The sequence below is a fragment of the Cryocola sp. 340MFSha3.1 genome (assembly GCF_000383315.1).
Lineage (GTDB): Bacteria > Actinomycetota > Actinomycetes > Actinomycetales > Microbacteriaceae > Leifsonia.
On record NZ_KB911087.1, the window covers coordinates 1,932,999 to 1,954,209 of the forward strand.

The 21,211-nt window shown below is 69.9% G+C and carries 23 protein-coding genes; 11 read left to right on the plus strand and 12 right to left on the minus strand.

The genetic code is table 11. The annotated features are described in order from the left end of the window. Positions 1-68: 68 nt before the first annotated feature. Both H284_RS0109225 and H284_RS0109230 read right to left on the minus strand, forming a co-directional pair. Positions 69-2,411 (minus strand): ATP-binding cassette domain-containing protein, encoded by a 2,343-nt coding sequence (locus H284_RS0109225; protein ID WP_020076013.1) that lies wholly within the window; start codon positions 2,409-2,411, stop codon positions 69-71. Positions 2,412-2,446: 35 nt separating this feature from the next. Then, on the minus strand, positions 2,447-3,016 hold the full coding sequence (locus H284_RS0109230; protein ID WP_029042883.1) for a dihydrofolate reductase family protein: 570 nt from the start codon (positions 3,014-3,016) through the stop codon (positions 2,447-2,449). Between the two features lie 48 nt (positions 3,017-3,064). Here H284_RS0109230 and H284_RS0109235 point away from each other — a divergent pair, with 48 nt between their 5' ends. Next, the gene (locus tag H284_RS0109235) at positions 3,065-4,075 is read left to right on the plus strand and encodes a PHP domain-containing protein (RefSeq protein ID WP_020076015.1); all 1,011 of its coding nucleotides are present in this window, start codon (positions 3,065-3,067) and stop codon (positions 4,073-4,075) included. A 78-nt stretch (positions 4,076-4,153) separates the two neighbouring features. Here the strand turns inward: H284_RS0109235 and H284_RS0109240 are convergent, their stop codons facing one another. From H284_RS0109240 to H284_RS0109250, 3 genes are read right to left on the minus strand one after another with little or no spacing between them, the layout of a single operon-like run. Continuing rightward, positions 4,154-4,945 (minus strand): hypothetical protein, encoded by a 792-nt coding sequence (locus H284_RS0109240; RefSeq protein WP_231371138.1) that lies wholly within the window; start codon positions 4,943-4,945, stop codon positions 4,154-4,156. A 46-nt stretch (positions 4,946-4,991) separates the two neighbouring features. After that, the gene (locus tag H284_RS0109245) at positions 4,992-5,486 is read right to left on the minus strand and encodes a MarR family winged helix-turn-helix transcriptional regulator (protein WP_231371139.1); all 495 of its coding nucleotides are present in this window, start codon (positions 5,484-5,486) and stop codon (positions 4,992-4,994) included. A 23-nt stretch (positions 5,487-5,509) separates the two neighbouring features. Next, entirely contained in the window at positions 5,510-7,189 is a 1,680-nt protein-coding gene (locus tag H284_RS0109250) for an MDR family MFS transporter (RefSeq protein ID WP_020076018.1), read from the minus strand. A gap of 135 nt (positions 7,190-7,324) precedes the next feature. Here H284_RS0109250 and H284_RS0109255 point away from each other — a divergent pair, with 135 nt between their 5' ends. From H284_RS0109255 to H284_RS0109270, 4 genes are all read left to right on the plus strand, one after another. Further along, positions 7,325-7,978, plus strand: a complete 654-nt coding sequence (locus H284_RS0109255; protein WP_020076019.1) for a TetR/AcrR family transcriptional regulator — start codon at positions 7,325-7,327, stop codon at positions 7,976-7,978. Positions 7,979-8,044: 66 nt separating this feature from the next. Beyond that, positions 8,045-8,710 carry a phosphatase PAP2 family protein gene (locus H284_RS0109260; protein ID WP_020076020.1) on the plus strand — a complete coding sequence of 222 codons (666 nt, stop codon included), beginning with the start codon at positions 8,045-8,047 and terminating at the stop codon, positions 8,708-8,710. A gap of 195 nt (positions 8,711-8,905) precedes the next feature. Continuing rightward, positions 8,906-10,837, plus strand: coding sequence for a sigma-70 family RNA polymerase sigma factor (locus H284_RS0109265; RefSeq protein WP_020076021.1), 1,932 nt, complete (start codon positions 8,906-8,908; stop codon positions 10,835-10,837). Between the two features lie 206 nt (positions 10,838-11,043). Continuing rightward, entirely contained in the window at positions 11,044-11,316 is a 273-nt protein-coding gene (locus tag H284_RS0109270; protein WP_020076022.1) for a hypothetical protein, read from the plus strand. Positions 11,317-11,338: 22 nt separating this feature from the next. On the opposite strand, the gene H284_RS0109275 is transcribed toward H284_RS0109270, so the two are convergent. Continuing rightward, positions 11,339-12,457 (minus strand): S1C family serine protease, encoded by a 1,119-nt coding sequence (locus tag H284_RS0109275; RefSeq protein WP_020076023.1) that lies wholly within the window; start codon positions 12,455-12,457, stop codon positions 11,339-11,341. A gap of 114 nt (positions 12,458-12,571) precedes the next feature. On the opposite strand from H284_RS0109275, the gene H284_RS0109280 reads away from it, so the two are divergent. From H284_RS0109280 to H284_RS0109295, 4 genes are all read left to right on the plus strand, one after another. After that, a complete protein-coding gene (locus H284_RS0109280) occupies positions 12,572-12,790 on the plus strand; it encodes a hypothetical protein (RefSeq protein ID WP_018189243.1) in 219 nt (72 codons plus the stop codon). An 88-nt stretch (positions 12,791-12,878) separates the two neighbouring features. Then, a complete protein-coding gene (locus H284_RS0109285; protein WP_020076024.1) occupies positions 12,879-13,061 on the plus strand; it encodes a hypothetical protein in 183 nt (60 codons plus the stop codon). A gap of 103 nt (positions 13,062-13,164) precedes the next feature. Next, complete coding sequence (locus H284_RS0109290) at positions 13,165-13,389, plus strand: hypothetical protein (protein ID WP_018189241.1); 225 nt, start codon at positions 13,165-13,167, stop codon at positions 13,387-13,389. Positions 13,390-13,513: 124 nt separating this feature from the next. Beyond that, on the plus strand, positions 13,514-15,793 hold the full coding sequence (locus tag H284_RS0109295; protein WP_039731336.1) for an ATP-binding protein: 2,280 nt from the start codon (positions 13,514-13,516) through the stop codon (positions 15,791-15,793). A 61-nt stretch (positions 15,794-15,854) separates the two neighbouring features. Here H284_RS0109295 and H284_RS0109300 read toward each other — a convergent pair whose 3' ends face one another. Both H284_RS0109300 and H284_RS0109305 read right to left on the minus strand, forming a co-directional pair. Then, positions 15,855-16,415, minus strand: coding sequence for an RNA polymerase sigma factor (locus H284_RS0109300; RefSeq protein ID WP_020076026.1), 561 nt, complete (start codon positions 16,413-16,415; stop codon positions 15,855-15,857). Positions 16,416-16,518: 103 nt separating this feature from the next. Further along, positions 16,519-17,574, minus strand: a complete 1,056-nt coding sequence (locus H284_RS0109305) for a UDP-N-acetylglucosamine 2-epimerase (protein WP_020076027.1) — start codon at positions 17,572-17,574, stop codon at positions 16,519-16,521. Between the two features lie 90 nt (positions 17,575-17,664). On the opposite strand from H284_RS0109305, the gene H284_RS0109310 reads away from it, so the two are divergent. Beyond that, a complete protein-coding gene (locus H284_RS0109310) occupies positions 17,665-17,949 on the plus strand; it encodes a GNAT family N-acetyltransferase (protein WP_018189237.1) in 285 nt (94 codons plus the stop codon). Here the strand turns inward: H284_RS0109310 and H284_RS0109315 are convergent. The 4 genes from H284_RS0109315 to H284_RS0109330 all read right to left on the minus strand — a co-directional run bounded on the left by H284_RS0109315 (position 17,909) and on the right by H284_RS0109330 (position 20,705). Further along, positions 17,909-18,265 (minus strand): hypothetical protein, encoded by a 357-nt coding sequence (locus H284_RS0109315; RefSeq protein ID WP_020076028.1) that lies wholly within the window; start codon positions 18,263-18,265, stop codon positions 17,909-17,911. The two genes, H284_RS0109310 and H284_RS0109315, sit on opposite strands and share 41 nt — an antisense overlap. A gap of 73 nt (positions 18,266-18,338) precedes the next feature. Next, positions 18,339-19,388, minus strand: a complete 1,050-nt coding sequence (gene lplAB / locus H284_RS0109320; RefSeq protein ID WP_020076029.1) for a lipoate-protein ligase LplAB — start codon at positions 19,386-19,388, stop codon at positions 18,339-18,341. Between the two features lie 57 nt (positions 19,389-19,445). Beyond that, positions 19,446-19,673 carry a hypothetical protein gene (locus tag H284_RS0109325; protein WP_018189234.1) on the minus strand — a complete coding sequence of 76 codons (228 nt, stop codon included), beginning with the start codon at positions 19,671-19,673 and terminating at the stop codon, positions 19,446-19,448. Positions 19,674-19,829: 156 nt separating this feature from the next. Next, positions 19,830-20,705 carry an alpha/beta fold hydrolase gene (locus H284_RS0109330; RefSeq protein ID WP_020076030.1) on the minus strand — a complete coding sequence of 292 codons (876 nt, stop codon included), beginning with the start codon at positions 20,703-20,705 and terminating at the stop codon, positions 19,830-19,832. A 72-nt stretch (positions 20,706-20,777) separates the two neighbouring features. Between H284_RS0109330 and H284_RS0109335 the strand changes: the two genes are divergently transcribed. Beyond that, complete coding sequence (locus H284_RS0109335) at positions 20,778-21,209, plus strand: MarR family winged helix-turn-helix transcriptional regulator (protein ID WP_018189232.1); 432 nt, start codon at positions 20,778-20,780, stop codon at positions 21,207-21,209. The last annotated feature ends 2 nt before the right edge of the window (positions 21,210-21,211 follow it).

Sequence of the window (21,211 nt, forward strand, 5' to 3'; positions counted from 1 at the left end):
CAAACTTTGCACGCCGCGACGGCGATTCGTGTGCAATTTGTGCGGACTCGACGGTGGGGGGTGAGGGGTCAGGCGCCGACGTAGCGGGCGAGGTGCTCGCCGGTGAGAGTGGAGCGGGCGGCGACGAGGTCGGCGGGGGTGCCCTCGAAGACGAGCCGGCCGCCGTCGTGGCCGGCGCCGGGCCCGAGGTCGATGATCCAGTCGGCGTGCGCCATCACGGCCTGGTGGTGCTCGATCACGATCACCGACTTTCCCGCGTCGACGAGCCGGTCGAGAAGTCCGAGCAGCTGCTCCACGTCTGCCAGGTGCAGGCCGGTGGTCGGCTCGTCGAGCACGTACACACCGCCCTTCTCGGCCATGTGCGTCGCCAGCTTGAGCCGCTGCCGTTCGCCGCCCGAGAGCGTGGTGAGCGGCTGACCGATCGTCAGATAGCCGAGCCCCACATCCGACAGCCGCTGCAGGATGGCGTGCGCAGCGGGCAGCTTCGCCTCCCCTCCCGCGAAGAACTCCTCGGCCTCGGTGACCGGCATCGCCAGCACCTCGCTGATGTCGCGGCCGCCCAGGTGGTACTCGAGCACCGACTCGTCGAAGCGCTTGCCCTCGCACACCTCGCACACCGTCGAGACGCCGGCCATCACGCCGAGGTCGGTGTAGATGACGCCGGCGCCGTTGCAGTTCGGGCACGCGCCCTCGGAGTTGGCGCTGAACAGAGCGGGCTTCACCCCGTTGGCCTTCGCGAACGCCTTGCGAATCGGCTCCAGCATCCCCGTGTAGGTCGCCGGGTTGCTGCGGCGCGAGCCGCGGATCGCGCCCTGATCGACCGACACGACGCCGTCGCGCGGCGCCACGGACCCGTGGATGAGGGAGCTCTTCCCCGACCCGGCCACCCCCGTGACGACCACCAGCACGCCGAGCGGGATGTCGACATCCACGCCCTGCAGGTTGTGCTCGGAGGCGCCGCGCACCTCGAGTGCTCCCTTCGGCGTCCGCACCGTCTCCTTGAGGTGCGCGCGGTCGTCGAGGTGACGGCCGGTGAGAGTGTCGCTCGAGCGGAGCTCCTCCACCGTGCCCTCGAAGACGACCTCGCCCCCGGCCGAGCCGGCTCGCGGACCGAGGTCCACGACGTGGTCCGCGATCGCGATCGCCTCCGGCTTGTGCTCGACCACGAGCACCGTGTTCCCCTTGTCGCGCAGCTGCAGCAGCAGCTCGTTCATCCGCTGGATGTCGTGCGGATGCAGCCCGACGGTCGGCTCGTCGAAGACATACGTGACATCGGTGAGCGACGACCCCAGGTGGCGGATCATCTTCGTGCGCTGCGCCTCGCCGCCCGACAGCGTGCCGGAGGGCCGGTCGAGCGACAGGTAGCCGAGCCCGATGTCCACGAACGAGTCGAGCAGGTGCTGCAGGTTCTTGAGCAGCGGACGGACGGACGGCTCATCGAGCCCGCGCACCCAGTCCGACAGGTCGGTGATCTGCATGGCACAGGCGTCGGCGATGCTGATGTCGGCGATCTTCGACGACCGCGCGCCCTCGCTCAGCCGGGTGCCGCCGCATTCGGGACACGTCGCGAAGGTGACGGCGCGCTCCACGAACGCGCGGATGTGCGGCTGCATCGCGTCGACATCCTTCGACAGCATCGACTTCTGGACCTTGGGGACGAGTCCCTCGTAGGTCATGTTGATGCCCTCGATCTTCACCTTGACCGGCTCTTTGTAGAGGAAGTCCTTGCGCTCCTGCTCGGTGAACTCACGGATCGGCTTGTCCGCGGGCACGAAGCCCGAGCTTCCGATGATCCGCACCGCCCAGCCGTCGGCCGTATAGCCCGGGATGGTGATGGCGCCCTCCGCGAGCGACTTGCTGTCGTCGAAGAGCTGGGTGAGGTCGATGTCGCTCACGCTGCCCATGCCCTCGCAGCGCGGGCACATACCGCCGAGCTGCGTGAACTCGCGCGACTCCGTCTTGCCGCCGACGGTGATCGCGCCGCGTCCGGTGACCGAGGGGATGTTGAACGAGAAGGCTTGCGGCGAGCCGATGTGCGGCTGGCCGAGCCGGCTGAACAGGATGCGCAGCATCGCGTTCGCGTCGGTCACCGTGCCGACCGTCGACCGCGCGTTCGCGCCCATCCGCTCCTGGTCGACGATGATGGCGGTCGTCAGCCCTTCGAGCACGTCGACGTCCGGTCGGGCCAGCGACGGCATGAATCCCTGGACGAACGCGCTGTAGGTCTCGTTGATCATGCGCTGCGACTCGGCGGCGATCGTGCCGAAAACCAGCGAGCTCTTGCCCGACCCCGAGACGCCCGTGAACACCGTCAGCCGCCGCTTGGGCAGCTCGACGCTGACGTCTTTCAGGTTGTTCTCGCGCGCCCCCTGGACGCGGATCAGATCGTGGCTGTCGGCCGCTGCGGTCATGTCGAATCCCTCCGTCGAACGCGACCTACGGTATATCAGGCGGTCGATTCTGCGGCCAGGATGCGGTAACGCAGCCGGGCGAACTGACCGACCGCCTCCGCGGATTCGAGGTGCAGGCGGTCGGACTCCACCCGCCGCGGGAAGAGCGGCGCGCCGCCGGTCAGCGCGACCGGCGCGATCGACACCGCCAGCTCGTCCAGCGCGCCTGCGTCGAAGAACTGCCCCGCCAGGTCCCCTCCCCCGACGACCCAGATGTCGCCGTCGCCCGCCGCCTCCCGGATCTCCGGCAGCGCATCCGCCACCGAGCCGGAGACGAAGCGGATGTCCGCACCCTCGGGCACCGGCAGCTCGCGGTGGGTGAACACGAAGGTCGGGCGCGTGCCGTGGAACTCCTGCCACTTCTCCGGCGCCTCGAGGATGCCGCTCTCGCGCAGCACCCACTCGTACGTCGTGCGCCCCTCGACCATCACGGTCGCTCCACGGGGGATCAGGCTCTCGTCCGGCTCCTCTCCGCCGGGCACCGCGAACAGCCAGGACAGCGAGTCGTGCTCATCGGCGATCCACCCGTTGATGGTCGCGGCCGTGTCGAAGACGATTCTCCCCATGCGCCCGACGGTACCGGCCACCACCGACACGGTGGGAGCATGGTGCGCATGGATGCCGTCGACGCGCTGAACGAGATCGCCTTCTGGCTGGAGCGGGAGCTCGCCCCGAGCTTCAAAGTGCAGGCCTTCCGCCGCGCAGCCGCCACGATCGCGCCCTTCGACCAGGAGGAGCTCGCCGCGCGGGTCGCCGACGGCAGGCTCAAGCGCACCAAGGGCATCGGCGACCGTACCTTCCAGGTCATCGCGCAGGCGGTGGAGGGCAGCGTACCGGACTACCTGGCCGACCTGCGCGAGCGCAACGCACAGCCCCTCGAGACGGCAGGCGCGGACCTGCTCGCCCAGCTCCGAGGCGATCTGCACAGCCACACCGAGTGGTCGGACGGCACCGTCCCGATCGAGGTCATGGCCGCGGCCGCCGCGACGCTCGGCCGCGAGTACCAGGCGATCACCGACCACTCCCCCACACTCACCGTGGCGAGCGGGCTCAGTGCCGAGCGCCTGGAGGAGCAGCTGGACGTCATCGCAAGCCTCGACACCGGCTCCGTGACCCTGCTCCGCGGGATCGAGGTCGACATCCTCGAGGACGGCACGCTCGATCAGACGCCCGAGCTGCTCGGCCGATTGGATGTGGTGGTCGGCAGTGTCCACTCCAAGCTCCGCTCCGACAAGCGGACGATGACGAAGCGCATGCTGGGCGGCATCCGCGACCCGCACACGAACGTCCTCGGCCACTGCACCGGCCGCCTGGTGCAGGGCTCGCGCGGCACCCGGCCGCCGTCGGAGTTCGATGCGGATGCGGTGTTCGCCGCGTGCGTCGAGAACCAGGTCGCCGTCGAGATCAACTCGCGGCCGGAACGTCAGGACCCGCCGGACGACCTCATCCAGCGCGCCCTCGACGCGGGATGCTTCTTCTCGATCGACACGGACGCGCACGCACCCGGCCAGCTCGACTTCCTCGCATACGGCGCAGCGCGCGCCGCCGCGAACGGCGTCCCCGCCGACCGGATCATCACCACCTGGCCGCTGGACCGCCTGCGCACCTGGCTCGCCAAGTCCTGAGCAGCATCGCCGAGGTGCACGTAGTTGTGCCCGACACGCCGCAGGAGTGCGCAACAAGGTGCACCTCGACGAAGGGGGTCAGAGCCCCCAGGCGGAGGCGGGAGCCTGCACGATCTCGACCGGGCGCGTGCTCCAGTGCGTGCCGTTGCCGTAGTGGCTGGTCGCCCAGGGCGAGGCCCAGATCGCGGCGGCGGTCGCATCGGCGGAGGTGCCGGCCTCGAGCCCGGCCACGATGTCCGGGTAACCGCGCTGCAGGTTCTTCGCGCAGTACTCGGCCGCGCTGATCAGGTCCGGGTAGCTGCCGAGACCCGCTCCACCGCCCGAGCCGTAGCCGTTGTTGAGAGGATTGTTACGGTTCCACCAGTCCGGCGGACCGTTCTCCTGGCGCATCCAGCGCAGCATCACCGTCACGTTCGCGTCGGTCTGCGGCCAGCCGCCGAACATCAGCACCAGCTTCGCCCAGGCCTCGTTGGTGCCGACGCGGGCGAGCGTCTGCAAGCCGTCGGTCGCGCTCAGGTCCTCGCGGTTGACGACAGGGGCGGCGATCGTCGCATCGACCAGCAGCTCCTGGGCGGGCGCCGGTGCAGCCGCAGCGGCCGTGGTCGAGCCGGACGCGCCGTCACCCGGCGCGAGCGTCGTCGACGGCGCGACGAGGAGGGTGGATGCGAGCGCGTCATCCGTCGGAACGATCGAGAATCCGCACACCAGGCCGATGACCGCGAGGCTCACGCCGATGCGGTGCTGAAGCGGCAGCAGGGGGCGTCTCCGCGACCTCGGCAGCCGGATCCGCACGCGCTGCGTCGGCACAGCGGCGCGACGGCCTGCCGAGCGGCGGCCGCGGGAACGACGGGGGGCGGATGCGGACTGCATACCCGACGAAGGGTACCAGCGTCCCGCTGAATCGCCACCGGGAGTTCTAGCCGGTGACCTCGTTGAGGCGGCCGAGCAACTCCGCCAGGCGACGCACATCCGCTTCGCCCCAGCGCCGGAGGCCCCGGTACAGCGTCGCCTGGTCGGCGGCGCGCACCTCGTTGACCTTCTCGATGGCCTCGGGCGTCGCCGCGATGAAGCTGGCCCGCCGGTCGGTCGGGTCGGTCTTGCGCTCGATGAAGCCCATGTCCTCCAGCAGCTTCACCTGCCGGCTGATCACGCTCTTGTCGGTGTAGAGCATGGCGGCGAGGGCTCCGGCGTGGATGGGGCCGCTGCGCACGATCGTCGTCAGCAGTTTGTAGCTTCCCGGCTGCAGGTCCGGGTGGATGCGGACCGCACGGTCGCGCATGGCCGTGCCGACCTGGTTGAACAGCCGGGTGAACTGCTCCTCCACCTCGGAGATGGCCGCGTCGCTCGCCGGTTCCGGGGCGGCGGGAAGGGTGGCGGCGGAGCCCGCCGCCACCCGATCCGTGTTGTCCATGGCCGCGATCATAACGTGACCGTCTAGCGACCGTTCCCAGCCGGGCTGTCGCCGTCGCCGACCCGCCGGACCGCGGCGACCGAACCGGTGGCCGGGGCGCCGATCAGGGCTTCCGCGACCTCCACCGCGTTCTCCTCCGCTGCCTCGAGCGGCGTCTCGGCGTTCTCCTCGCGCATCCGCTCGATGGCGGTCTTGCTGCCGAGCTTGATGTTCGGGAGGAAGAGGATGGCGATGACGGAGATGATCGCGAGCGGGACGGCGACCAGGAAGATGTCGGCGACGGCCTGTCCGTAGACCGACTCGACGATGGTCCGGATCGGCACCGGGAGGGTGTTGACCTCGGGGAGCGTCCCGCTCTGCAGCGACTTGGCGGCGGCGACGCCCTTCGCGCCGAGCTTGCCGACGGCGGTCAGCAGTTCCTGGTGGCGGTCGGCCATCATGTCCTTCACCGCGGTGCCCAGGATGGATCCCATCACCGAGACGCCGATGGTGCCGCCGAGGCTGCGGAAGAACGCGACATTCGAGCTGGCGGCGCCGAGCTGGTCCGGACGCACCGTGTTCTGGACGATGAGCACCAGGTTCTGCATGACCATGCCGACGCCGGCGCCGAGCACGAGCATGTAGAGGGAGACGAGCCCGTAGTTCGTGTCGTACTCGATGGTGCTCATCAGGTACAGGCCGGCGGTGAGCAGCACGGACCCGGCGATCATGAAGCCCTTCCACTTGCCGAACCGGCTGATCAGGTTGCCCACGATCATCGAGGAGAGCAGCAGTCCGAGGATCATCGGCAGCGTCAGCAGACCGGACTCCGTCGGCGTCGCGCCGCGGGCGAGCTGCATGTACTGACCGAGGAAGACGGACGTGCCGAACATGGCGACACCGACCGAGATCGACGCGATGACGGCGAGCGTGAACGTACGGTTCTTGAACATCCCGAGCGGGATGATCGGCTCTTTCACGACGAGCTCTGTCACGATCGTCGCGACGATGAGCGCGATCGAGCCTCCGACCATCCACATGGTCTCGGCGCTCCACCAGTCGAAGTTCTTGCCCGCGAGCGATACCCAGATGAGCAGGAGCGAGACGCCGGCCGCGAGGAAGATCGCGCCGAGGTAGTCGATGCGCACCTTCCGCGCCGGACGCTTCGGCAGGCGAAGCGTGAACTGGAGCAGGATGATCGCGACCACCGCGACGGGCACGCCGACGAAGAAGTTCCAGCGCCAGCCGATCGAGTCGGTCAGCAGGCCGCCGATCAGCGGGCCGCCGACCGTGCCCACGGCCATGACACCGCCGAACAGGCCCATGTACCGGCCGCGCTCACGCGGGCTGATGATGTCGGCCATGATGATCTGGCTCAGAGCCGTCAGGCCGCCGGCGCCGAGGCCCTGGACCACGCGGAAGCCGATGAGCATGTTGGTGTCCTGCGAGAAGCCGGCCATCGCGGAGCCCGCGACGAAGATCACGAGGGCGAGCTGGATGAGCAGCTTGCGGTTGAGCAGGTCGGCGAGCTTGCCCCAGATGGGCGTCGACACCGTGGTGGCGAGCAGCGTGCTGGTGACGACCCAGGTGTAGGCGGTCTGGTCGCCGTGCAGTTCGGAGATGATCCGCGGCATCGAGGTCGACACGACCGTGCCCGCGAGGATCGAGACGAACATCCCGAGCAGGAGTCCGGAGAGGGATTCGAGCACCTGCCGGTGCGACATCACGACCGGTGACCCATCCCTGGAGAGCGTTGTTGACATGTGGATCCTTCGCACGATTGGTTGACGACGATCAACCATATATAATTAGGTGACCAAAGTCAACTAACAACGTACATAACTGCAAAATTTCCTCCTATGCAAACTTCAACAACCGACGGCCTCCGCGAGCGCAAGAAGGCCCAGGTCAGAGCCGACCTCGAACGCGCCACCCTGGAACTCGCGCTGGAGCGCGACCTCGACGAGGTGACGGTCGACGAGATCTGCGCACGCGTTCCGGTCTCCCACCGCACCTTCTTCAACTACTTCGACACGAAGGAGGACGCGCTCTTCGACGTGCGGCGCGCGTGGGGCGACCCGGTGTGGATCGGCCGCCGCCTGACCGACGCGTACCGGGGAAGCGTCGTCGCCGCCCTCGTCGACACCCTGTTCACCGCATCACTCCCGGACGAGCAGGATGCGGACCTCCGCGAGGCGCGCATGCTCATCGCCGCCCGTCACTCCGGCCTCCTCCGGCGCCGTCTCGGACGGTTCGACGACCTGCGGTCGGGACTCGTCTCCGCCGTCGCCGCGTTCCTGACGGACATCAGCCGGGACGACGACGATGTGCCCCGAGGAGCCTTGGACGAGGAGGACGCCGCCGCCCGCGCCGAGCTGCTCGTCGTCGCATGCATCGCCGCCATCCGCATCGCCGTCCGCGAATGGGCCGAGGCGGGCGGGGACGGCTCCGCCGCCGAGGTCGCCGACCGCGCCGTGGCGATCACGCGGTCGGTCGCACCGTTCGTCCGCTGAGCGTCTTCACACCGTCGGGCGGCGGACGTCCAGTCTTCGCGCGCAGCCGCTCCCTACGCTGAGGGGATGCACTCGCGGCGACAGACCTCGTGGGCCCTGCGCGCCCCGGCCCACTGGATCGTCTGGACCGTCGTCCTCTTCGCGGTCACGATCGGGCTCGGCTTCGCTGCGAAGGCGCTGCCCGCACTGCGCTTCGACGGTCTCGACGCGGCCGTGAACCGGGTCAACTCCCCTCTGCTCGACGACGCCGCCCTGCTGCTCGACCGGCTCGACCATCCCGTCGTGGTGGCGGCGATCCTCGTCGTCGTGTTCGTCATCCTGCTGTTCGCGGTGGGATGGCGCCGAGCGCTGGGCGCGTGCGTCGTGACGGGCGCCGGCTGGCTGACCACGCTGGTCGTCAAGACGGTCGTCGCCCAGCCGCGGCCGTCCACCGCCGACCTGACCCACGTGCTGCACATCTCGCCGGCGACGCTGAGCTACCCCAGCGGGCACGTGGTCTTCGCCGCGGCGCTCGTAACGGCCCTGGCCATGGTGTGCCGCGCGGGGCTCCCCCGAGCCATCGTGGTCGTCGTGGGCGCCGTGTTCGTGCTCGCTGTCGCCTGGTCCCGACTCTATGTCGGCGTCCACTACGGCACGGATGTCGTGGGCGGCGTGCTGAACGGTGTCGCCGGCGCCGTGCTGTTCGCCGGTCTCTGGAACCTGGCTACACGCGGCCGCCGCCGCACGCGCTGACCGGGCGGGTCGTCCGACCTACGCAGTCTCTCCGCAGTCCGACGGTCCCGTGACCGCGGGGACGGGCGGGATGGTGGTGCCACACCATCCCCGATCGACGACGAAGAACTTTTTTTCTTCGATCGCGTCATGATCCGCAATTCACTGCGTCCAAGTCAGTGAACGCCCGTACCGCTATTCAAGGACCCGACCCTTATGACCGGTGAACTCGACGACCTCTCCGACGCCGACCTGATCGTCCTCGCACGAGACGGAGACACGCTTGCCTACGGCGTGCTCTGGAAGCGGCATTGGCAGGCCGGCCGCGCCATGGCGGCCTCGATCACCGGCCGGTTCGACCCCGATGATCTCGCGTCGGAGGCGTTCGCGCGCATCCTGACCTCGCTCGGCCGTGGCAAGGGCCCCACCTCGGGATTCCGCTCCTACCTCGCCACGACGGTCCGCAACGTGGCCATCGACTGGTCGCGCCGGAAGACGACGCCGAACATCGAAGACGCCGACGTCATCGAAGACTGGACCTTCAGCGAGGTCACGGCCCTCGACCGCATGGACAGGCAGACGATGGCGAAGGCCTTCTACGCCCTGCCCGACAAGTGGCAGGAGGTGCTCTGGTACACCGAGATCGAAGACATGGCGCCTCGTGAGGTGGCGCCGCTCATGGGCCTCAACGCCAACGCGGTCTCCGCACTCGCACTCCGCGCACGCGAAGGGCTCCGGCAGTCCTGGATCAACGCCCACCTGGCGAGCGCACCGACCGAAGACCCGATCCACGCGTGGACGCTGAAGAAGCTCGGCCCGTTCGTTCGAGGGCGCCTCGCCAAGGCCGACCGCCGCAAGGTGACGCAGCACCTCGACGCCTGCGAGCGCTGCGCGGACGCCGCCTCCGAGGCCGACCGCGTCGGCTCGCGGATCGCTCTCGGAATCCTGCCCCTGTTCCTGGGGCTCGCCGGCGCGACCGCGTACCTCTCGACGATCGGCGGATCGGGAACCGCCGTCGCGGCGACGCTCACCGAGACGACGCCGGCCGGTCCGGTGGCCGCCGATCCGGCGGCCACCGTCCGCACCGGCGGCCGGCTGCGGCATCTGTCGAGCGCGGCGACGGGTGGTTCGAAGGCCGGGATGGCCGCCGTCGCGGCCAGTGTGGTGGCGGCGGCAGCCCTGACCTGCGGGGTGGTCGTCGCCGCACCCGGCTCGGAGCTCGCCGCGGCCGAGACCGGGAGCGGCTCCACGTCCGGCTCGCAGAGCGCGGGCGGCGACGGGCCCGACCGCGTGGCCGAGACGTCACGTCCCACGCCGGAGCAGAAGGCTCAACTCAAGCCGGAGGCTCCTGCGACGGGCGTCGTGCCCGTTCCGGCTCCGGATGGCGACGGCAGCACTCCGCCCGTGGTCGACTCTCCGATCACCGAGCCCGTCGTCCCCGTGGCTCCGAGCGTGCCCGGCGCCGAGGCGCCGGTGCTTCCGCCGGACCCCGCCCCCGCGCCCGCTCCGCAGGGCTGCGTCGCCGCCATCCAGGCGATCCCGGCGGCCGACACGCTGCTCGCGTACCGACTGGACGACGAGTCCGGAGCCCGCACCGCGACGGACCTCGTCCACGGGAGCACCGCACGCTATGCGGGACACCCCGGCGCGGGCGAGTGGAACTTGACGGACGAGACGCTTCGGCAGCCCGTCGACCGGTTCACCATCCAGATCTGGTTCCAGGCGACCGAGGGCGGCGGCCGGCTGCTGGGGTTCAGCGGATCGAGCGACGGTGTCTCGGCGTACTACGACCGCCACCTGTTCCTGACGGATGACGGCCGTCTGGTGTTCGGCGTCTTCCCGGAGGCCGTCCGAACCGTGACCTCCGCATCCAGCTACACCGATGGCCGCTGGCACCAGGCCACCGCGACGTTGTCGGACGACGGCATGGCGCTGTACGTCGACGGCGAGAGGGTCGCTCACGACGGCTCCGTCACGCAGGCGCACGCGTTTCCCGGCCATTGGCGCATCGGAGCCGACAACCTCGACAACTGGGGGCCGGAGACTCCGTCCGCACGGCAGATCACGGGGAGCCTCGCTTTCGCGGCCGTCTACGGCGTCCCGTTGTCTGCCGACCAGGTGCGCGCCCAATGGAAGCTGTGCAGCTGAGTTCGTCGCGTCACGATCGCTCGGCAACAACGTCTACATAAGCGGAGAGCGCGTCATCGGGCTTCGCGCGTCTCCACCGGAGCGCCCCCTATGGGCCTCCCTTTCGGAGTGGCTCGGCCCGCTCGTCGGGTATCGAACCGGCCGGGCCGCTCCGTCACAACACACCGCAACGTGCGACGAGAGGACGCGAGGACGAGATGAGGCTGATGCACTGGAATCCGCGGGAGCGTGCCGCCGGGCTCGTCAGCGTGACGACCGATGGATGGCGCGGCGAGATCGTCACGCCACTGATCCCCCGCGACCCCACCTCGCCGCTCCGTTCGGCCCTCCTCAACGAGCGGGCCGAGCGCCTGGGCGAGCTCCGCATCCTCGACTTCCGGGTCTATGACACGGTACGCGTCGAGGAGAACGGCCCGGGCGACAGCTACCGGATCATTGACCGGTTCAAGATCGCGATCGGTGTCGAACGCCCCGCCTGAGCCGCTCAGCCCGCTCGCCCGCTCAGCCGCTACCGAGAGTCACGGTGGTGGTCTGGCGCCGGCCGTCCCGCACGTAGACCACGTCGACACCGTCGCCGGGTTTGCTCGTGAGCTGGATCGCCGTGAGGTCGTCGACGCTGCCGACGGGCCTGCCGTCGACGCGGGTGATCACATCTCCGGCCCGCAGGCCTGCCTGCTGCGACGGTCCACCAGGCGTCACCGACTGCACGTACAGTCCCGGCTGGTCGTTGTCGCCCTGGCCGGGCTGGATGGGCGTGACCGAGATCCCGAAGATCGGATAGGTCACCTTGCCGGTCGAGATGATCTGCTGCGCGATCGGCATCGCCACCGCCTGCGGGACCGCGAAGCCGATGCCGACGCTCCCGCCGCCTGCTTCCCCGGAGGCGCCGGGAACGGTCGCGATGGCCGAGTTCACTCCGATGAGCCGGCCGTCGCAGTCGACGAGCGCGCCTCCCGAGTTGCCGGGATTGATCGAGGCGTCGGTCTGGATCGCATCCGCCAGCACGGCGTTGCGGTCGCTGTCGCTCTGCACGGGGACCGTGCGACCGAGGGCGCTGACCACTCCGGTCGTGACCGTGCTGGAGAGGCCCAGCGGAGCACCGAGCGCGACCACCGGCTGGCCGACCTTGAGCGTTGTGGAGTCCCCCTGCTTGATGACGGGAAGTCCGCTGGCCTCCACCTTCACCACGGCGATGTCGGCGCGCGGCGACCGCCCCACGAGCTTCGCCGGGTGCGTCGTCCCGTCGTTGTAGAGGACGGCGATCTTCGCGCCCTCCGCTGCGGGGGCGATGACATGGTTGTTGGTGAGGATGTAGCCGTCGGCGGAGATGATCTCCCCGCTGCCGGTGCCGCCGGAGCCGTCGCCGGCGACCACCCCGATCGTCACGATCGAGGGGAGCACGTCGCTCGCGATGCGTTCGGCGTCGCACACCGACGCGGACGACAGCGAAGCGGTCCGGGCCGGCGCCATCCCGAGTGTGGATGCACCCGAGCGGAGGGTGAGACCGCCGAGCACGCCCGATCCCAGCAGGATGACCGCGCCCAGCACGGCGAGCAGCACGGTCGCCCACACCGGGAACCGCCCGGGTCGGTCCGTCCTCTTCTGGTCGGTCGACGTCATCTCTCGCGCCCCCTCGCTTCTGTTCGGGGTCATGGTGTCTCGACCGGTCGAGAGCTGGATAGACAGTTGGGTCGAGAGCTACGCCACGAGGGACGCGAGGACTAATGTGAACGCATGGATTTCGGCGACGATGTGTTCACCGCATTCCTCGTGCACCCCGACCAACCCGGGCTGGACCGGTCGATCGACCTCCCGGTGCTCGAAACGCATCCCCCTGTCCGCGTGCGCATCCCGGCGGACCAGGCGATGGAGGTCTACGAGCTGGTGACCGCGGACGATTGGCCGCGCGAGGCGATCTACCGGCACGTCGGCCGCGAGTCGTCTGCCTCCTGACCACTCGATGGACTAGCGGAATCGCGTGGGTTCACGTCAAGCTACTTCTCGACGCCGGTCGATGTGCGACGGGGAGGGGTGGGGTGCGGTGAACGAGGACGCGAACGCCTTTCCGGAGCCGGGATCACCCGGGTGGATGCGCGTGCAGGGCCACCCCGACGTCGCCAGGATGGAGGTCGTCGGCCGAACGGTGCGCGTCCGGCTGGTCTCCGGCGTCGAGCTGGAATGGCGGCGCGACGACGATTCGGTGGACGACCGTTCGCACGCGTGACCTTATGGAAAACAGCTAGTCCCCAACGGACGCTCCAAGGTGCATCATGGCCTCGCCGCCATCGACGGGTCCGACTCCCGCCGGGCGGGAGGAGGCACAGAAGATGGCTGACGAATTCGACTACATCCACCCACCGCACCCTCCGCGCCTCCGTGAGCATGTCGGCCTGATCCGCTGGACCCACGACTCCGAGGGCGGGTGGGTGACAGAGACCGTCACCGGCCAGTTCGCCGGGGGCGACTCGCAGCGCTGGCTGCTCCGGCTCTACTCCGGAGTCGAGCTCGAATACGACCTGGAGACGTGGGCGCCGTATCAGCCACACCTGTGACAGCTGTCTTTCGAGCCGTACCCGCTCCTGACACCATGCGAGACGTAACACCCAACAGGGGCGTCGGCTCATGGATCAGACGACGGTCAGGGCCGGCGCCCCGCCCCGGCTGACGGGGGTCGGTATGCAGACATCGAACTCCACGCACGGGCTCCCCGTGCGCCTGGACCCGATGGTCGGGCGTCGCGAGGAGGTCTCGCTGATCCGCCGCCTGCTGCAGACCTCCACCCGTCTGGTGACCGTCACAGGAACCGCCGGCGTGGGGAAGAGCCGCGTCGCGATCGCGGCCGCGGAGTCGCTGCGGCGCTCGGTGTCGGGCGTCTGGTACGTGGATGTGCGCGGTCGCGGGCAGGATGTCGCACTGGCGGTCGCGCAGGAGCTGAAAGTCGATCCGGGCGACGACGCCCTCGCCGCCGTGATCGCCGCGATCGGCGACGAGGACGCGCTGCTCCTGATCGACGACGCGGACGAGGCCGTGGCCGAGACCTCGGCGGTGATCGACGCCCTCCTCCTGACGTGCCCGGGCGTGCGAGCCATCGTGACCTCCCGCGAGCCGCCCTCCTCCACCGCGCAGGCGCTGGTGGCGATCGGCCCCTTCGCCCACCACGACTTGACCGCCAGCAGCGACGCCGTCCGGCTGTTCGCGGATCGTGCCGCATCGGGCGACGCCCTGTTCTCCGTCGACGGAAGCACGTTGCCGGAGGTCGTCGCGATCTGCGAGGCGACCTACGGCGTCCCCCTGGCGATCGAGCTGGCCGCCGCGCAGCTTCAGTTCATGGATGTGCGGACACTCGCGAGCCGCATCTCCCATCAGCTGGACACCCTGGAGCCGGCCGCCGCGGAGTCCCGGTCCCTCCGCGCCGCCGTCGAGGACAGCTGGGATCGCTGCACCGAGACGGAGCGGCGCGTGTGGTCGGATCTCTCGGTCCTGGCCCCGGGCTGGGATCTCGATCTCGGAGAGGCCATGGCCGCCCTGAGTGCACGCGCCCCGAGAGATGCGAGCGCCGCGCTCAAGCAGCTCATCCGGCGTTCGGTGATCCATCGCCGACGCGTCGAGGGGGATGTGCGCTACGAGCTGCTGCCCGCGCTGCGGGAGTTCGGGGCCGAGCGGGCGACGCATCCACAGGACGCCCAGGGGCACTTCGTGTCGTGCATGCTGCTCCGGTTGCACGATGCGGAGGACAACTGGTTCAGCGGCCGCCAACGCGAGATCCTGCAGCGACTGCGCGGAGACATCGCCAACATCCGCCGGGCGGTGTCGACGGCAGCGGCGCTCGGCGACGCCGATCGCGCCGTCGAAGTCGCGGTGACGGCCTGGCGGCAGGCGTGGATGCTGCACGGCAGCGGTGACGAGGTCGCGACCTGGCTCGGCATCGCGTTCGCTTCGGGTCGGCCGTCGCCGTTCTGGGCGGCGCAGGGGCACGCCCTCCGCGCGGCCGTCTTCGGCCAGACGGGGAAGCCGGGTCTTGCGCGCAGCGAGCTGGGCATCGCCCGCGCTGCTCTCGAGGAGGTCGCGAACGGCGACGACGCCGAGGCGGCTCAGGACTGCGCGGTCAGTGTTCGGAGCGCTGCGGAGGTCGTCGACACGGACGACAGGCGTGCGCTGGAGCTGCTCCGCATCCTGATGGACGAACTCGGCGAGGACGCCTACCGGTTCGGCCGGACGAACACGCCGCAACGTCTCGCCGCCCGGCTGCACGCCCTCGGCGAGCGCGCGGAGGGATCCCGCGTCGACGACGACATCACCGAACGCGCCCTCCTGGTCGGCGACCGCTTCGAGCGGTCCTTCGCGCTCACGACGCGGGCGTCGGCGTGCGCCGCTGCCGGTGAGTACGAGACGACCGAGGCGGACGCACGGGAGGCGCTGGTGGTGAAACGCGGACTCGGCAACGGTCTGGGGGTCGCCCAGGCGCTCGAACTGCTCGCCGACGTCGCGCGCGAGCACGCGGATCCTGCGCGAGGCGCGACCCTGCTGGGTGCGGCGGCGGCCCGATGGCGTGACGCCGGAGCGATCCGCGCCAACTATCCGCCGTACTTCTACGATCGGGCGGCCACCGAGCGGGCGCTCCGTCACCGACTCGGCTCCGATTCGTTCGACCGCGCGTTCGCCTACGGGGCGGCGCTGAGCGAGGAGGAGAGCATCGACTTCGCCTTGCACGGGATGGTCGAGACCCGGACGCGCACCGGCATTCCCGCCTCGGCGCGGACACCGGAACTGACGCCGCGCGAGTCGCAGGTGGCGGCCCTGGTGGCGGACGGCGCCTCCAACAAGGAGATTGCCCGGCAACTCTTCGTGTCGATCCGCACGGTCGAGACGCACGTGCAGAACGCCCTGGTGAAGCTGGGGTTGCGCTCCCGCACCGAGCTGGCGCTGTGGCATCGGGAGCAGACGCCCCAGGGATGAGCTCCGGGCGACCGCTCACCCGGAGGACACGGCGGCAGCGCGCGCCCTCCGGGGCGGACATTCAGGCGGCGAGGGTGAGATCCTCGCCGGCGACACCGGTGACGGCCGCGCGCAGACCGGTGCGGGCTCGGGCGGCGAGCGCGGCGGCGGCGCCGGGCGTCATCCCGAGGATCTCTGCGGCGGCGGAGAGCGGCAGGCCGTGCACGCAGGTCAACAGCAGGATGCGCTGCCAGCGCTCGGGGAGGCTGCGGAACGGGTGCTCCAGCTCGCCCAGGTCGGCGACCTCGAACTCGTAGACCGGATGGCCGACCTCGTCGCCGAGGGGCACGACGGTGATCCGGGCGTCGCGCGCACCCCAGGTGGCCGCGACGTTGCGGATCGCCGTACGCAGATAGTGGGCGAAACCCTCCGTCGGCCCGTTGCCGTTGCGCAGGGCGGTGAGCACCTTGGTGAAGGCCTCCTGGACGATGTCCTCCGCGTCGTAGCGCGAAGTCGTGCGGCGGGCGACGTGGTGGGCCCACCCCTCGTACCGGGTCCACAGGTCGGCGAAGACCGCGTGCTCGCCGCGACGGACCCGGTGCAGCAGCTCCAGGTCGGTCGGACGGAGGGCGCTCGCGGGCATCCTGTCTCCTCGGTCGTTCTCGACGGACCGGCGGCGCGCCGGTCGAGTGACTCCAGGGTCTGTTGCGGACTGACGTGCGCGGCACCGCAGAACTACCGAGGAACTACCGAGATGCCAGTCCCATCTCGACGCGCGGCGCGAAGTCCGGCCACCGCTCGCCGCGGCCGAGCAGAGCCGACAGGGCCGCGACGATCCGGTCCGCTGCGCGTCCATCTCCGAAGGGGGTGGGCCGGCGCGCCATGGCGACATGGCGGAGCGGATCGGCGAGAAGCGCGGAGGCCTCGGCGACGATCGTCTCCACGCGCGTCCCGACGGTGTGCGACGTCCCCGCGAGGACGCCCTCCGGTCGGTCGGTCGTCGCCGCGAGGACAAGAACCGGCACATCGAGGCTCGGCGCCACCTCCTCCAGCTCACCGCAGTCGGTGAGCACGAGGGTCGCGTCGGCGAGAAGCCGGACGAGGCCGGCGAACGGCGGCAGCGGTGTCGACAGGATGTTCGGCGCCCGGCCTGCTGCGGTGGTCAATCCCGCATGCACCGCGAGCTCCGGCCCCGAGCACAGCACGAAGACGTGACCGGGGAATCGCGCCGCCAGCACGCGGACCGCGGAACCGATCCGCTGCATCGGAGCCCCACGGTTCTCCGGCCGGTGGGCGACGACGAGCACGACGCGCCGGTCTTCCGATGCCACGGTGGCGGTGTCGGCCGACAGCACCGCGTCGACGAGGGGATCTCCGGTGACGACGATCCGTCCCTCTGGGACAGCGGACGCCAGCAGGACGCGCCGCGCGTGCTCCGTCGGCGCCAGCTGGAGGGCGGCGATCCGCCCGAGCATCCGTCGAACGGGCTCGCTCGGGAGGGTGTCGGTGACATCGCCGTCGCAGTGTCCGGCATCCAGGTGCGCAACCGGGATGCCGCGCTCGGACGCAGCCGTCGCGGCTACCAAGGCCGCTGCCGAGCCGCCGTGGACGAGCACGACGCCTGGCCGGTGCTGCTCGATGAGGTCCGCGGGATCCGCCGCAGCATCCACCGAAGGAGAGGACGGATCGGCGACGGGCACCAGGAACCCGGCCCGACTGAGCGCGTCGACGACCGGGCGCATCCGGATCTCGGAGTCCCGGCTGCCGAAGAGGGATAGGGCGACGGGAAGGACGATCGGCACGGCGGCCTCCTCTCGACGAGGGCGACGGATCCGCCCTCACCCATAGAGACGCGGAAAAGAGGCACGACCTGACGGGGTAGCGTGAGATTCATGAGCCTGAGCGTCGAGAAACAGCCGGAGCAGTCCCGTTACGCCCTGCTTCAGGACGGCGAGGTGATCGGCGTCGCCGAGTACGAACTGCGGCACGACGCGATCGTCTTCACGCACACCGAGGTCGACGAGGAGAAGCGCGAGAAGGGGATGGCGTCCACGCTCGTGCAGACGGCGCTCGACGACGTGCGCGACAACACCGACCTGCGCGTCATCGCCTCCTGCCCCTACGTGCGGAGCTGGCTCAGCGAGCACCCCGACTACGCGGAGCTGCAGAAGCGGTAGCGCGGCCGTCCTCGCTGGGGGCACGGCCCTCGGCGCGCTGGCCGTGACCGGCAGGGCCCAGGTCGAGCGTGATCTTGCCGCCCTCCCAGGCGCCGTCGCCCTTGTCGCCGGGGAGCGGTGCGGGAGCGGGCAGCAGGGACTGACGGTCCATCTCCTGCTGCGCCTCGTGACGGGCGGGCGCGAAGATCTCGTCGAACGATCCGCCGATCGCGCCGCTCATGGTGCCCGAGCCGCGCTGCGCCTTGTTCGAGAGGTCGATCCAGCCCAGCTTCACGGCGACGACGATCAGGGCGACGAACGCCGCAATGATCCCCACGACCCACCAATTCACGCCCTCCAGGGTACCGGAGGACCCGTGCACTGCCTGAGGATCGCCTGGCCCTGAAGCGCTACGGGACGCGGTAGAGCCACTCCTCGGTCTCGAACTTCTCGGCGACCAGTTTCTCGGCGGCGGCGTACTCCGCGTCGGTAAGGTCGCCGTCCGTCGCCCCGTAGAGGCTCTTGAAAGTCAGCTTCATCTGCTCGATGATCTCGGCGCGGCTGAGGCCGGTCTGGCTGCGGAGGGGGTCGACGCGCTTCGCCGCGCTGGTGATGCCCTTGTCGCTGATCTTCTCGCGGCCGATGCGGAGCACCTCGGTCATCTTCTGGCCGTCCATGTCGTAGCTCATGGTGACGTGGTGCAGCACCGCGCCCGAGCCCAGCCGCTTCTGCGCGGCGCCGCCGATCTTGCCGGACGGGCTCGTGATGTCGTTCAGCGGCTGGTAGACGGCGTCGATCCCGAGCGACTTGAGGGCGATGATCGCCCACTCGTCCAGGAAGGCATAGCTGTCGGCGAAGCTCATGCCCTGTACCAGGTCGGCCGGGGCGTAGATCGAGTACGTGACGACCGATCCCGCCTCCATGAACATGGCGCCGCCGCCCGAAATGCGGCGCACGACCTGGATGCCGTACTTCTTCGCGTTCTCCGGGTCGACCTCGTTCTTCACCGACTGGAAGCTGCCGATCACGACCGCCGGCTCGTCCCACTCCCAGATGCGCAGGGTCGGCCCGCGGCGACCCTCGCCCACCTCGTTGGCGAGCACCTCATCCAGGGCGAGGTGCATCTGCGGGGAGACGGCCTTCGCGTGCACGATCTCCCAGTCGTAGTCGCGCCAGCTGGTCGCCTTCGCCAGAGCGCGCCGGACCGTCACAGCGACGGCTTCCGGCGAGAACCCGAGCAGGCTGGCGCCCTCGGGCAGGGCGTCCTTGACGGCTGCTGCGATCGTCTTCGCATCCGACTCCGCGGGCAGGCCGTTCACGGCAGCGTCGATAGCCTCCAGGGCGGAGTCCGGCTCGAGGAAGAAGTCGCCGGCGAGCTGGAAATCCGCGATCCTGCCGTCCACCACCTCCAGGTCGACGACGACGAGCTTGCCCCCGGGGACCTTGTACTCACCATGCATACCCTTACCCTACGTCCGCCCGGAGGCGGGCGGGCGGGCGGGCGGACCATCCGGCGGTCACGCCGGTGGCGGTGTGCCTCCCGGCGGGTTCCTCGGGTTGCCCCATTCGTCGAGCTCCCGCTCCGGGCTGCGCAGGAACGTCACGCCCAGGCCGATGAGCAGGATGACGAGCAGCACACCGAGGATCACGAGGATCCACGCGAGGTCGGTGTCGTGCCCGCTGAAGTTCGCGGGGTTGTCGATCGGCGTGAACCGAGACAGTCCGCTCAGGATGTGTTCTCCCATGACGCCCTCCCGCCTACAGTGTCCGCGCACTCCCCTCCGTCGCGCTAGACACTCCCGTACCCCCTCCACTCCCGCCGTCGAGTCCGCAAAAACTGCACGCTGATCGAGCGATCGGCGTGCAGTTTTTGCGGACTCGACGGTGGGCGGAGCCTGGGGCTAGTCGCGGGCGGGGAAGCGCTGGGTGAGCCAGGCGGTGAGGTCGGCGAACACCTCGGCGCGATTGGTCTCGTTGAAGATCTCGTGCCGGGCGCCCTCGTAGACGATCGTGGTGACGTCGGACAGGTGCGAGCGGGTGCGGTAGGCCTGCTCCAGCCGTCGGGCGCTGACCGGCCCGCCGAGCGGATCGTCCGAGCCCACCTGGATGAGGACGGGGAGGTCGTGGGCCAGGTTGCGGGCGGGGCGGCCGAGCAGGCGGGCGGCATCCACCATCCCGAAGAGCTTCTGCAACGGCGTGAGCGTCGTGAGCGGGTCGTCGACGAACGCCTGTGCCACCGCGGGATCGCGACTGAGCCACTCGGCGCCTGTCGTGCCGAGGTGGGCGTGCCGCTTGTTGAGGTCGCCGCCGTTCATCGACCCGAGCGCGCGGTACGCGGTGCCGGACAGCACCATCCCGTCATACTCGTCGCTGTGACGGTTGAGCACGATCTGCCCGATCAGCGATCCCCAGCTGTGGCCGACGTAGACCAGCGGCAGGTCGGGGTTCTCGGCCCGGATGAGATCGCTGAAGGCGTAGACGTCGCGGATCGCCGCGCGCAGCCCGCCCGGCCCCAGCTTTCCGAGGCGCGTGGCGTCGCCCTCCCACTGCTCCATCCCGGTGCGCCCGTGGCCGAGATGGTCGTCGGCGTAGACGGCATAGCCTGCGGCGGCCAGATGGGTGGCCAGCTCGCGGTACCGGCCGGCGTGTTCTCCGACACCATGGGCCAGCTGGATGGCGGCCGCGGGCGGTGTACCCTCCGGCGTCGGCGCGTACACATCGAAATAGACGCGGACGCCGTCCTCGTCGTCGAAACTCCGGCCCTGCTCACTGTGCACGGCCCCAGTCTGGCGTACGCCGGCAGCGAAGGGGGTTTAGTTAGCCAGCCTAATTTGTTAGGCTAACTATGTATGAGCGCACGACTGTCGACCCACGATCTGAGCGGCGCACTCCGCATCGCGGTGGCGCGGCTCTCCAGACGTCTGCGTTCCGAGAAGGAGGACCACGAGCTCTCCGACTCCCAGACGGCCGCTCTCGGCTACCTGGTGCGCGAGGGCTCGGCGACGATCGGCGCACTGAGCGACTTCGAGCGCGTCAAGCCGCCCTCGATGAACCGCACCGTCAACCGGCTGGAGCAGGCCGGCTACGTCGCCCGCACCGCCGACGAGGCCGACGGGCGCAGGGTCGTCGTGGTCCCGACCGAACGCGGCGTCGAGCTCGTCGCCGAGACGCGCAAGCGCCGGGACGCCTGGCTGCATCAGCGGCTCCGTACGCTCACCGCCGAGCAGCGCACCACCCTCGCCGAGGCCGCCGAGATCATGCGGGAGCTCGCCGACTCGTGAGT